1 protein-coding gene (running past one end of the window) is annotated in these 14,489 nt (G+C 67.2%); it reads left to right on the forward strand.

What is annotated here, in order from left to right; translation table 11 throughout:
- Nucleotides 1-14,489, forward strand: the 5' end (the start) of a protein-coding gene (locus tag AC07DS_RS17450) for a hypothetical protein (protein ID WP_479146211.1). The gene runs 18,292 nt beyond the window's last position; the window shows 14,489 of its 32,781 coding nt (coding positions 1-14,489); it begins with the start codon at nucleotides 1-3; the stop codon falls past the right edge of the window.

A 14,489-nucleotide genomic window follows, 5' to 3' on the forward strand; every position in this document is an offset into this window, starting at 1 on the left:
TTGCCCACCAACTCCACCCCCGACAACCAGCCCCAGGGCACCCCACACCGCCCCCTCCAGCGGCCGGTCCCAGCGCATCTGCGCATCGCCCGCAACCTGGACGCGCTGCGTCTCCTCTCTCAGCTCCCCTACGATCAGCCGCTGACTGAGGAACAGCAGCAGATCCTTGAGAGATACACCTCCTGGGGCGCGACCGGCGTCTCGGAGGTCTTCAACGAGGCCAAGCCCGAGCACCAAGCCATCCGTACTGAACTGCGCACGCTGCTCAGCGCGGCCGAGTACGACGCCGCGGCCGCCTCCACCCCCAACGCGCACTTCACCGACCCGGCGGTCGCCGACGCGATACGAGCCGCGGCCAACGCCCTCGGCGTACCCGCCGATGCCCGCCTCCTCGAACTCGGCTGTGGCACCGGCACCTTCCTGACCCCCGGCATGGTCGGCATCGAACTCGAACCCACCAGCGCACGCATCGCCCAGCGCCTGAACCCGGACGCCACCGTCCACCCCTCCTCCTTCGTGGACGTCCAGCTGCCCCGCGACTACGCCGACGGCGCGCTCGGCAACCTGCCCTTCGGCGACTACGCGCTGACCGACCCGGCCCACAACCCCCTCGGTCTGTCGATCCACAACCACGCCCTGAACTGGCTGCTCGCCCACGTCCGTCCCGGCGGCATCATCGCCGTCATCACCTCACGGTGGACTCTAGACAGCCTCAAGGACGAAGCCCGCCGCGAGATGGCCCGGCACGCCGACTTCCTGGGCGCCATCCGACTGCCCGCCGGGGCCTTCGCCGGCAGCGCGGGCACCCAGGCCGTCGGCGACATCGCCTTCCTCCGCGTCCGCGAACCCGGCCAGGAAGAGGCCGGCTGGGACCCTGTCCCGACACAGATCGTGCCCCTGGAGGGCGGCAGCGCCAGGATCAGCAGCTACTTCGCCCGGCATCCCGAGCAAGTCCTGGGCACCCACGCCATGGTCCAGGGCCAGCACGGCCCTGAGCTCAGCGTCATCCCCGACGACCTCGCCCACACCCCCCGCCAGGTCACTGAGGCCGCCCAGCGCATCATCGAACAGGCCCAGACATCCCAGCTGACCTACCAGCCCGCCGACCCCGCCCAGCGTGCCGCCGTCGACGCCGAAGCCGAGCGGATCCAGCAGGCCATCAAACGGTTCGGCACCGACCTCAGCGCCCACGAGGGCTCCATCATCCAGGAGAGTGACACCTTCCTGACGCTGCGCGGCAGACAACTAGTGCCCTTCGAGCACGACCCGGCCGAGCGTGCCGAACTCCACGACCTCCTCGCACTGCGCGACCACTACCGCACCCTCGTCGACCTCCAGGCCGCCGACGAAACACCCCCCGAGACGGTGGACGCGGCCAGGGCACAGCTCAACGACGCCTACGACCACTACGTCACTGCCCACGGCCCGCTCAACCGGGCAATGAAGACACGCAGCGCCCGCTGGCACTTCCGGCTCGACCCGCTCGGACCGGCCGTCATGGCACTGGAGGTCTACGACCGCAAGACGGGCACCGCCAGCAAGAGCAGCATCTTCGACCACGAGGACAGGCCCACCGACACACCCACCCGCGCAAGCACACCGGCCGAGGCTCTCGCCATCAGCCTGAACCAGCGCGGCACCGCCGACCTCGCCTACATCGCCGAGCTCCTCGACATCCCCGCGGACCAGGTACGGACCCAGGTCGGAACCCTCGTCTTCGACGACCCCAAAACCCGCGACGTCATCCCGGCCGACCGCTACCTGTCCGGTCACGTCCGCGGCAAACTCCACATCGCCCAGAGCGCGAACAGGGACGCAGGAGACGACCGCTTCCGGGCAAACATCGAGGCCCTCAAAGCGGTCGTCCCCTCCGATGCCGAAGCCGGCGACATCGACATCGAACTCGGCGACCCCATGCTGCGCCCCGAATGGGTCGAAGGCTTCCTGCGCACCCTCATAGGCCACCAGGAGATCTACGTCAGCCGGGTCATCGGCGGGGACTGGCGCATCGAGGCATCCTCCGATGCCCGCAAGCTCAGCACCAACCGCGACACCTACGGCACGCCGCGGTGGGACGCCATCACCATCGTCGAACGGATGCTGCGCCGCGCAAGCCTCCTCGTCCCACCCACCAAAGACGAAGAGGACACCCCCACCAGGACCGACGACGGAAAAACCCCCAGCGCATCAGCGACCGAGGACGTCCAGGCCCGCGCCGATGAGATCAACAGGCTGTTCGCCGACTACATGTGGGAAGAACCCGCACGCGGCGAAGAACTGGTCCGCCTCTACAACTGGTACTACCGCTCGCACGTCACCTACCGGCCCAGCGGCGCCCACCTGACCTTCCCCGGCCTCAACCCTCAAATTGCGCCCCGCGACTACCAGAAGGACGCCGTCGCCCGCGGCCTGGTCGAGTCCTTTCTGATGGAACACGACGGCGGCTTCGGCAAGACGCTGTCGATCCTCATGACCGTCATGAAGCGCAAGCAGCTCGGCCTGTCGCGCAAACCCATGATCGTCGTGCCCAACAACGCCCTGGGACAGTGGGAGCGCGCAGCCCGCTGGGCCTACAAGGACGCCAAGATCCTCATCTGCTCCCAGGAGGACTTCAACAGCCACGGCGGCGCCGCCGAGACCCGGGCACGCCGCCAGGCATTCATCGGAAAGATCGCCAACGGCAGCTTCGACGCGGTCATCGTCCCGTACACGGTCTTCGAGCGGATCCCGCTCTCGCCCGAGTCCCAGCAGCTCTACCTGGAAGCGGTGTCCACGCGTCTGAGGGCCTTTGTCGAACTGCAAAGCCGCGGCCGCAGCCCCGAGCGCGACGTCCTCGAGCAGGAACTACTCAACGACCTGCGAGACCCGCTCGTCGCAGAGGTCCTCGGGGAGGACCTCGCCCTGGCCGGCATGGGCGACATCACCGACGACCGCCCCAGCGCCCGCACGGTCAAACGACTGCGCACCATGCTCACCAAGCTCGTGGAGCAACTCCGCAAGAACGCCCTCATCCACCGGGACGTGGGACTGCCCTTCGAACGCCTCGGCATTGACGCGCTCTTCGTCGATGAAGTGCAGAACTTCCTTGGTATCGTCTACCCCACGCGCCTGCCGGATCTCGCTCTCGCGCCCGCCGCCCGCGCCTACGACCTCGACATGAAGGCGTGGATCATCCGGCGTGCCTTCAAGGACGCCGTGATCGTCGGGGCCTCCGGAACACCCGCCCGGAACAAGATGTCGCAGTTCTACCGACTGTTCGACCTCATCAGGCCCGACCTGCTGCCGCAGGTGGCCATCAACGACCTTGACAGCTTCAACGGCATGTTCATCGAGACGGTCCTCGAGCCCGAGATCGCGCCCAACGGTGAGATCCGGTTCAAGGAACGACCTGGCGCCTTCCGTGAGACGAACCTCAACACCTACATCCGACTGCACCACGTCATGGCCGACGTGCGGACCCAGCACGACGTGACGATCAAAGGCCGCCCCGCCATCGCAGGTGGAAAGCCACAGATCCACGTCATCCCGCGCACCGAGGGCGAATCCGAATGGATGAGCACCAATTGGCTCGGTCGCATCGAGCGCTTCGAGGCAGGCGAGCCCGACAAGGGCGACATCATGCCGAGCATCATCAACGACGCGGTGATGCACGCCATCCACCCCAAGCTGGTCGGGGAGGAAGCCGACGGTCCGACCGTCCTGGACGCTGTCGTCGACAACGTCCTGCGCATCGACCACGCCTACAAGGACCGCCGCTACCGCACCGACAGCAGCGACCCGGACTCACCCCTCCACCACAACCCCGGGGCCGGTCAGTTCATCTTCTGCAGCCTCGGCGTCAGCAATGCCGAGAACCGCCGCAAGGGCAAGTGGAGCGCATACGACTACATGCGCGATCGCCTCATCGCCGGAGGCATACCGGCAGAGAAGATCGCCTACATGCAGGACGCCGGCGACAGTGCGGCAAGGAAGGAAGAACTCCTCGAGAAATTCCGCACCGGCGAGATCCGCGTCCTGATCGGCTCCAGCGGTACCGCCGGTGTCGCTGTCGACGCACCTGACCGCGCCATTGCAGCGCACCAGGTCACCTTCGGGTGGCGCCCGGACGAGATCGAACAAGAGCAGTGGCGGGTCTGGCGCCCCGGCAACCAGAACCGCGTCATCCAACTCCACCAGTACGTCAAGGACATGTCGGCGATGGCGCTGCGTCTGCAGCACTGCGAGCGCAAGGCCCGATTCATCGCCCAGTACAAGACTGGCCACATCGACCTGACCCAGATCGATGAGGTGGAGCTCGACCTCAACAAGAGCACCTTCGACATCGCCGAGCTCAAGGCGATAGCCGCCGGCAAGCAGATGCTCCTCGACAAGCACAAGATCGACAAGAAGGTCCGTCGTCTGGAAGCGGCCGAATCCCGGTGGCGACGAACCCGCGAGCACCAGCGCAGCATCATCGCCAACGCCGACGAAGTCATCGCCGCCGGCCAGCTCAGCGTTGACCACGTGAGCGATCTCCTGAACCGCCGGGACGACACTACCCAGCGCGGTCTGCGTCTCAGGAACAGCGAGGCACCTGCTACCGCGGTACAGCTGCGCGATCTCCTGCTCGAGGTGGGCGGCCTGGAGCGTCGCAGGATCGCCACCCTCGACGGGGTGCCGCTCAACGTCAGCCTCTTTCCCGAGGCCGGCACTGCGGTGTTCACCATGGAGGGTGTTCCCGGCGAAGAGGTCCTCGTGACCCTGGGCACGAAGGAACACCCCGCACCGACCGGAACCTGGGTGGCACGGCTGACCAAGATGCTGGGCAACCTCGATGGCGCGCTGCAGGCCGCACGTGACGAACTGGCCGGACGCCAAACGAGCGTCGAGCGCGCCCACCGACTGATACACCTCCCCTTTGACCAGGCGGAAGCGCTCACCTCAGCCCGCGCCGAGCAGGCGCACCTGGCCGACCTGATCGCTGCCGAGGCCGCCGCGAACACACCGGACCGCGACGACGACCCCAGAGACACCAAGGAAGCGACCGACCAGGAGATGCAGGACCTGGTCGACTCCCTGCTTGCCGACGATGACGAACTGGAAACCTCCAGCAGCAGGGGGAGCTCACGCACGGGCGGGGGAGGGGGGTCGTCAAAGACCGGCGAGCCGCAGCAGCGCGCCGACGAGGACGAGCTCGGCATCCCAAGTGATGACGACATCACCGTCCCTGAACTGCCCCGGCCGCCTGCACTGGCCGAGCTCGGCGCCAACCTCGTCTACAAGCTCACGCGCGCTGGCCAGTACATCGGTCAGAGCACCGGCCGGGAGATCGCGGACCACCTTGACCGGGGCTACCAGGAGGCCAGCGCCGCCGTCAGCAAGGAAGTCCAGAACTTCGCCCAGTACTCCCCACAGTGGGCGCTTCAGGGTGCCACGATGCGTGACGCCCTACTCATCGCCGATCGCGGCGCCGACGGCGGCTGGACCATCACCGGATCCCGCGGCACTCGCACCACCCTCACACCGCAGCCGGACGTGCCCGCAAGCGCACTGCCCTACGACAGGCTCGCCGACACGTACCTCGGCGAAGACGCGGTCCTGATCCGCTACGCCCAGTGGAAGCTCGCAGCCGAACACTCCGGCACCGCGGAGGACCAGGCCCTGCACGCCTGGACAACCACGCTCACCACGCTTACCACCGGACGCTACGATCTCCGTGACCGCGGCCCGACCCTCGAGCAGGTCGTGGCTCGCGCCACCCACTTCCAGGAACTCGCCCGTCTCGCCCGTGCCGTCGCCGAGAACTCGGACCCGGACAGCGCAGAACTCGCCGAGAACATCCTCGACGAGGCCCAGACGCACCTGGAACGGCTCGGCCGCCTGATGAGCGACGAGACCCTCCACGAGCCCTGGAACAAGAGCCGCCCTGACCGCCTGGTCGGCCTGCCCGAGCCGTTGCGCGGCAACCCCTGGGGCGGCGACACCGACAAGATCCACCGGGGCTATCTCCTGACCGGAGCCACCGACACCCAGGCGCTGACCGGCGCTGAACTGCACTACGCCCTCCTCGCCCTCAAAGAGAACGGGGCCCGCATTCGGCGCCATGACGCCGAGAACCCCCGTGTCCGCGCTCTGACCCCCACATCACATACGTGGACCCGGCTCGATGCCGAACTCTCACCGAGCCAGGTGGAGCAGCTCCAGGGAGCTCGCCAGGCCACCCACGAGGTCGCGCACCGGATGGCCGACGACGCCAGTCTGCGGCGTGCCGCGCACCTCGCCAGTCATACAGACTTCCGCCGCGAGGCCGCTGCCTGGCTCGCCGTCCATCCTGACGCCTTCGATGACCTTGCCGATCTGCGGACCGACGGGTCCACCACCACGATGAGGGCGGCCGTCGAGCTGATCACGCAGCAGGCCTTCCACCGCGCCCGCGCCAGCATGCGTCCCCGCGAAGCAGGTCGCATCCTGCACCAGCTCGTCAGCCAGTGGGACATCGAACACACCAACCCGCTGCGGCACACCGCCGAGTACCGGTCCCTGCACCAGGTCCTCGACCAACTAGCCACCAACGACATCGAGCAGAGCGGCACCAGCGAACTACTGCGCCGCGCCTTCTTCCGCATCAAACAACTGGCCGATGCAACCGAAGGACACGACCACGCCCGGGCTGCCAGCATCCTCGCCGAGCACGGCTGGATGCTCTCAGCGGCCACCGGCCCGCGCCCCGCCGGCATCGAGCAGAACATCTGGGCACGCCAGCACGAAATGGCTGAGAATCTCTCGCCCTATCCCTTTGATGCGAACCGCTGGTACGAGCACACGAAGGCTGACGGCGGTGTGGCCGACATGCTCGGCTCAGACCTCAACAATCTACTCGCCATGGCGAAGCATGCCGCCCAGAACGGTCCCAAGCGCGTCGTCGTGCGCAACGAGCCGGACGGCGGCATCCGCATCACCGGCGCCCGCACCATCGTGGCCAGCCCCCTCGCCGAACAGTTCCCAGCCGAGATCGAGCCGCACGCCGACGAAGTCAGAGATCTGCTCAACATCGTGTTTCAGGAAGGCAACCCTGTCGGCTTCGGTGACAAGGAAACGATCAACAGCTGGCTCTCCACTCAGCTTGAGAAGGCGTCCGAGGGCCTGCGCGCGGCCGTTGCAACCAGCACCCGCACGGAGACGACATTTTGCCAAGCCTTCCGAGTCCACGCCTACGAGGCCATGATCCGTGCGGGCCAAGACCCAACGCTGGGCGACATTACCTCGCACCTCTCGGTGCAAAAGGCGCCTGCGGCCCCAGGTCAAGATCCTCACGAGGCCGCCGTTGCTGAGCTCTATGAGAAAGCCGTCGCCAAGGCAGAGGATGACAGACTTCTCCATGCGGCAGTCCAAGAAGGTATGGCTGCTGCTGACCCAAGTGCTCCACTTCAGGCACTGATCAGCACAGGAATCTTCGACTGGCTGGTCACGGGGGCGGACCTCCCGGCCAACGAGGGCGGACAGGCGATCCGGGAGCACGTCCTACACACGCTGGACTCTGGCACCGTCGGCCCCGCCCTCACTGACCTGCTCCAACGGGTATGGGACGCGGCGCTCGCAGCCGACACTCGGATGCGTGAGCACTGGGGAGTGCGGCACACACGTGGCCGTGCCCTGGATGCTCTGATCAGTGCCATCGACAGTACGAACGTCTGCGACGACTGGCGCAACGGCTCAACGCCCAAAGAAGAGGGGGCATGGAAGTCCGCCTTCCGCAGGGCTCATCCGCTGGAATGGAGCTGCCTGCACAGCGCCGACGAAGCGTTGTTGCGAGCCAAGCGGGCCGCAGCAAGGCCGCAGGATCTGCTGCTGCAGTGTGAGGGTGCACTGCACGCAGCGCAGACCCTGAAGGAGTTCACCGCCGGAAGCCAGTGGGCCGATCAGTACACGGCTACCGTCGATCAAGCGGTGGTCGGCTTCCAGTATCTGCGCCGCTACCTCCAGGTACTCAGCCGCCAGCCCGACGCCTGGGAACCAATGCGCCGACAGGTCAGGGAGCTGTCGCCGATGCAGCTGCAGGACCTGGAGGAGCAGACAGGACGATTCGCCCGGGCCGGTGACCGAGCTCGAGCCCTCTGGTTCGATCCATGGACCGCCTACCGACTCAGTCGCGGCGACATCCTCACTGGAGACCAGGTCGCGCGTCGGCTGAGAGGCCTGATCGCAGCTGGGGACCTGGTCATCGAAGACAGCGACGGCTCCCTCATCCTTCACACGAAGTCGGACCCGTACCCGATTGTCCTCAACCGTCTCCATGGGGAAGAAGCCCTCGCCTACTTCTCGGAGCTGCCGGATTACAAGGCCGCCGTTCACGCCGGCGCTCAGGAGCCACGCTTCCCCGACACCGAAGCCGTGATCACCCACCTAACGGCCAGCTCCATGGAACTCGCAGCTCCTGAAGACCACGGGAAGATAACCGAGCGACGCCGGCGCAGCCTCGAGGAACTCGTTGCCGCCGACGACCTGGTCATACAAGGCCGCCTGCTGCTCGCACGCGCCCCCCGAAGCACGCAGTGGCACCTGTACTTCCCAGGCACATGCACCCCCATCCCAGGCCAACATCCAGACGGCTTCCCAAGCCTTCAGGCCGCCAGCGTCGCCGCGGAAGCCGTCCAACAGATCACTGACCGCTCCGGGAATCCCTTCCCCTGGGACGCTCCACTGGCAGGACCCATGTCCCGCTTCTGGCGCTCACACGATCACCGCACCCTGGACGAAGCTGTCGAGACAGTCCTTGCGGCGGATCCCCGATGCGACACCGAAGGACTCCACCGCCTCGCCGCCGAGGAGCGGGCCGAACGCACCGCCCGCGACATGGCCGTTCGTCAACAAGATCTGACCGACGGTTACACGCTGGAACCCACCCGGCGAGCCGTCTACGACTCAGACCAAGGACGCAGCCTAGAAGTATCCCTCAGGCTAAGGGCCACTCGTGAAATGGCTGATGTGATGGGCCCAGATAACGGGGACCTGCACGGCCAATTGATCACCGTCCGCGGAACCGCACAGAGCCTGAGCGAAGGCTCCTACAACATCCGCGAATGGCCGCTCGGCGATGACCAAACGCCAACGCTGGTGCACCCGATCACTGTGCGCTTGTACAGCTGGAAGGCCGACGACGGGCGCAGCGGCGAGATCCCCGCCGAGGTGTTCCTGAACCATCCCCTGCCTGCCAACTATCGCGTCCGTCCCGACGTGCCGACATTCGCCAAGGATCTGGCTCAGACCTTCTATGACAACTACCTTTGGCCCAAGCCGCCTTCCGGGGTCGACACTGGCCGGCCAACAGGCGAGCCTCGCGCCAAAGACATCTACAAGCGAGCGCGCACCGCCATGCTCGCTCTGAAGAAGGGCCAGTGCCTCAGCGGCAACGTCCGCGAAGACTTCCTGCGTATTGCCCAAGACCTGCAACGCCTCGCGGACGCCTACAACCGCGGACCAAACCACTCCAAACACGAACAGTTCGCCGAGGCCTCCGCCGATGCCAGGGTACTGCGGGAGACACTCCTGCAGCACCTTCGCTCTCCGCGCTACAACGGTAGCGGCACGGCTGACCACCGCCTTCACCCGGACGAGGACATTGCTCCGCCGCCTCGGGCCATCGCTCAGCGCGGAGGAATCCAGCTCCACCCCTGGGAAGCGGATACCGGCGCTGCCGTAGCCGTGACCGGATACACCCCAGACGGCGCCGAACTGGTCGCCGTAGAAGGCACTCTGCGCAATGCCACCTACCACGTGCGCGACCTCGCCGGCGACAGACAACGCGGCACCCTCATACGCATCGAGCACGCTGACGGCCCGGAGGAAGTCTTCCTCCCCGAGGGTTGGCTCATCGAGCAACTTCCCGCAACGCTGCACCTCGCCCTGGCCTTCCCTGGTATGCCCCGGGCCGCCTTCGATACGCCAACGCCCCAGTCCGCCCCCGGATCCGCAGACACGAGTCGACACGCGGTACAAACCTTCCGCTTCGAGGGCGACCGTGCAGGTCGCATCTTCGCCCCCTCCACAGTCTTCCGTTTCGCGCACCAGGCCCTTCTGACCGGCCGCGACGGACCACTAAGCCGCCTTGACAACCGTGCGACCTGGCGCGACAACGGCACGCTGGAAGTCCACTACGCGCGGGCCATGGCTGGCGACCGCGACGCGCTCATCTTCCACCCCGACTATGCCGAACCGTCCCCGGATACCGAGATCGACCCGGGAAAGTGGATGAAGGTCCACGACGCAAAGAGCATTGCAGAGGCGGCTAACCAACAGGCTCTGGTCCACCTCGCAGCCACCGACCCCGAAGTGCGCAGCCACATCGCGCAGGGCGGCGCCGCCCCGTTCGCCACCTGGCTCAGCCGCCAGGCCCGGCTCGGGCACCCCCACATGCACCCCGACCTGCGCACCGACTGGATCGCCCACCCCCGCTACCGCAGCGACTTCATCGGCCTCGGTGAAAAGGAACTCCTCACCCTGCTCGATCAGTCCGTTACACAAACACCCCCGAGCCACCTCGCGTACAACAGCCACCAGGCGCTCGCCGACGCCCGCGCACACCTTGACGCCCTCGCCAACCAGTGGGACCAGCAGGCCAAAGGCTACGTCAGCGAACGATCGACCACCTGGAACAAATTCAAGAAGGGCTGGCAGGCAGCCCGCACGGCACCGTGGCACGCCACCGACCCCGACGGGGGCGCCCTCCACGTCCACTACACCCAACTGGTTGACCGAGTCCAAGCCATGAGGCGCTGGCTGAACAACCAGGAAGGCCCCGACGCCCGCCACAGTGAGCTCCTGCAGGGCCTCGACACCCTCCACCTTCACCTCACCCGGCACCTCCACCGCCTGGAGGCCTCCCACGAGGTCGATCTCAACCTGAACACCGAGCTGGCAGCCATCACAGCACAGGCCGCACAGGACCCGGCCACCGCGTCCGAGCACGACCTGTCAACCGCTCTGCACGCCTGCCGTCAGGCCCTGGCACACCCCGCTGGCGATGCCGACCTGCGCCTCGACCTCGACTTGGCGGCCTGGGCTCTCACACAACCCCGCTCTACCCCCGAACACCTCAACCGCCTGGCCTCCCTGGCCCACACGGCGCACCGCATCGCCCACCACTACGCCACGGACGCAAGCCAGCCCCACCGCGACATCCAGGCCGCGGCCGAGACTCTCACCCGCGTCGCGCAGACCTACACCGCCCACCTGATCCGAGCCGTCCGTGACGAAACGCCCGACACTCCCCCCTCACGGGCGATACTCGCTTCCATCCAGAAGCAGGCTCTGGCCGAAGACAGTCTGCGACGCGCCCGCGACAGCGACACCTGGGACGAAACCCTCGACACGTGGCTGACCAGCTCCATCCAGATGCCCAGCCCGCTCGTGCCGGCGACACGCCTCGCGGCGCGGATCGGTGAAGCTCTCCCCGGCCCGGTCGCCGCGCTGCGAGCTGGGATCCACCACACGCTGAACGCGTCCAGCGAGCCGTACCGCAGCTATGTCGAGCACCAGGCGGCGGTCGAGTTCCTGCGTGGTGCGGCCCGCAGTGTGCTGCGCGCGCGTGATCCGAAGGGCTCGGCATGGGATTACCGGGACTTCTCGAAGAAGTGGGCCGCCTTCGATCCCTACATCTCAAGCAAGCGGCCTGAAGACACCGCAGCCCTGTCCTCGGCGATTCGGGCCACGCAGAACCTCCACGGCACGCTGTCCAAGAACGTTCGCCCGACCAACCGCCAGATTTGGGCCGACCTCAAGATCCTCGAAGGCATGGCCGCCTATCAGCAGAAGCGGCTGGCAGCCAGCGAGAAAACGTTCGGCACGGAGGCGTCACCCCTGACGAAGGCCCCACTCGACGGAATCACCCCCTATCGGCAGGCAAGCGAACTACGTGGAGGCCTGGCAGAGTTGCAGGCCGGTTGGAACCAGCTCCATCACGCGGCCACGCAACCAGGCGTGCTCGCCCACTCTGTGCACGCGGACCTCTTCACCGATGTGACCGCCGCCTACGCACACTCCCGCGACATCCTCCTCAGGCTTCCCGGCACAATCGGCGCACTGTCGCACCTGTACGAAGCGGCCGAGCGCCTCGCCTCCCACCACGTAGGCCTCGCGGACGATGCCGCCGCACTGGCCCAGCGCGCCCGCCACCACGCTCTGCGGACCCTGGCCACCGTCCGCACCCCCGCCGACGACGCCCCTACCCTAGACGCCCTGCACAGCGAGCTTCACGAGACGACACTCGCCCAGGCGCCCGGCGCCGCTGTCGACGTGGCAACCCTGCGCGCCCAGATTCCGTCGTTGGTCGCCGACGAACACCTCGATCGCTTGCTGCAGCGCCTGCCATTCACCCACCCCGCGCGACTGCGTGCCGAGAGCTTCCTGGCCTCCTGGACCGGCGACAACCTCGCAGACTCCGAAGACCTGACGCTGCCCCTCGCCCGACAGCAGTACTTCTACCCGATGGTGCGCCTCGCTCAGATATGCGCCGACCTGCGGGCCAGCCTGCCCGAAGACGTCGACACAGCCGGCTTGGACGCACTGGAGCACCACATCGGCAGCTACCACCAGATGGTGATCGGCCAGCGACACAACCCCCTCCGCCCTGCTTCCAGGCTTCTTCGCGCTCCCACTGCCACCGACCCCGACGTGCCTGTCCCCCCGGCTGCCGCACCGCCGCAACCGGCCACGGAGCGGGCCTCCGTGCACACGACTCGCAGCAGCCCCCCGCACTCCAACGAGAGTTCCGAGAGCCCGACCTCCGAGCAGCCGCGGGCAGACGCCCCCGCGATCACCCCCGCCGACCTGCCGGAGGCACACACAGCCTCTGGCTCCCAGCCTGGTCAGCCCGTCCCGGCCGACGCCGAGACACAGGCCTACGCCGATGAGACAGAGCAACCCCCGGCCACCTCCGAAGCGCCGCGAACGACGCCCCCTACACCGGTGCCCACCGTCACGCGCGACGCCGCAGTCCTGGACATTCCGCGGTGGGATCAGCCCCCGAACCTGCCCGCACAGCCTGCCGACGCCTTCTCGGTTGATGAGCTGCCCGGCTACCACTGGCACCTCAGTGACGACATCGTCGTCGTCCACTACGAAGGCCAGCCCATCGGGCACGCCGAGCGCTACACCACCACACGCGACAAAGACCGATTCCGCTGCTACCTCGGAGACGACCAACTCACCAAGAAATGGTCAGACAGCGCTGCGGCTAGCCACATCGCCACCGTCCACCATCACCTGACTCGGCCGGCCCAACCACCCGCCACGGAAACGCTGAGGATCGAGCACACCCCCGAGCACACTCGCGTGTACGGGACAAGCCAGGACGATCTCGAGGCGCGCAGCGCTATCGAGGTCGTCGGCCAAGCCCGACCCGTCTACGGCCGTCCAACCGGCAGCAAGCGAGGTCGCGGGCGCAAAAGACCTTTCCTGCACTGGGAATTCCCCGGCACTGAGCAGGAGCGCCAAGCCGCCCTCGAAACGCTGACTGCACTGCTGGCCAGTCGAGGACGGCACGTGCCTTCCACTGTCGCAACGTCCGACCAGCCGACCATTCCGGGTGAACAGCAGGCTCCTGCCGAGCGATCCGCTTCCCCTACGGCCGACGTGATAGAGGGGGCTCCCGAAGACGCCGAGGCTATCGACGGGATGCCGGGCTTCTGGTGGACCACGCATGTAACGAGCAACGACGACCCAGGCGCAGACTACTCCTGGAGGCGCGAGTCACTCACCGTCGGCTTCCAGAGCACCATCATCGCGACCGGGAGCCTGGGCGGCCGATCCTGGGCGATCCACATGGGCAACGCCACCCTGACAGGGGCGACGCCTGAAGCCGCTGCACGCCGTGTCGCCCGCCACTGGCAGGACCTGCAGACCCAGCCCAGCCAGAACAGCGGCCGCGAACCGCTGTGGGTCGAGCACAACCAGCAGATGACCCGCATTCACGGTCTCACCGCCTCCGACCCTCAGGGCAAGGCCGCGCTGACGACGGCAGGATTCGTCAACAAGAGCAGAACGGGCACGACTGAACCCCGGGCGGGCGGCCTCGGCGCACGCGAGCGGGCCGTCAACATCCTGGTGCGGACTCTGGCCGACCAGGGCCGCGTCATCGAAGTCCACGCCAACCTCGCCGACCGCGAAGCAGAACAGGCACCGAATCGCCAGGACCTCACCGCACAGGACTTTGAGTGGCAGGCACAGAGCCACCTCCGGATCGACGAGGGCCGGTGGTCCGTCGCCGACTTCGAGCCCGGCGACGAGATCTGCCTCCGCGGCGACAGCTACTGGCGTCGCGTTACCGCGGTCGACGGTCTCAAGCTGACCACCGCGGACGGCGCGAGCCGCATGGTCACCTCGGTATACGCCCAGCGGCGTGCAGGCGTCCTCACCCGCTGGACAGATCCTGTCGTTGAGACCGGGCACGCGCGCCCGCTCCTTGCGCCCGAGGAGAACCGCAGCGACACCGAGATCGCCGATGAACTGGCAAC

The organism is Streptomyces sp. NPDC044064 (assembly GCF_056434245.1).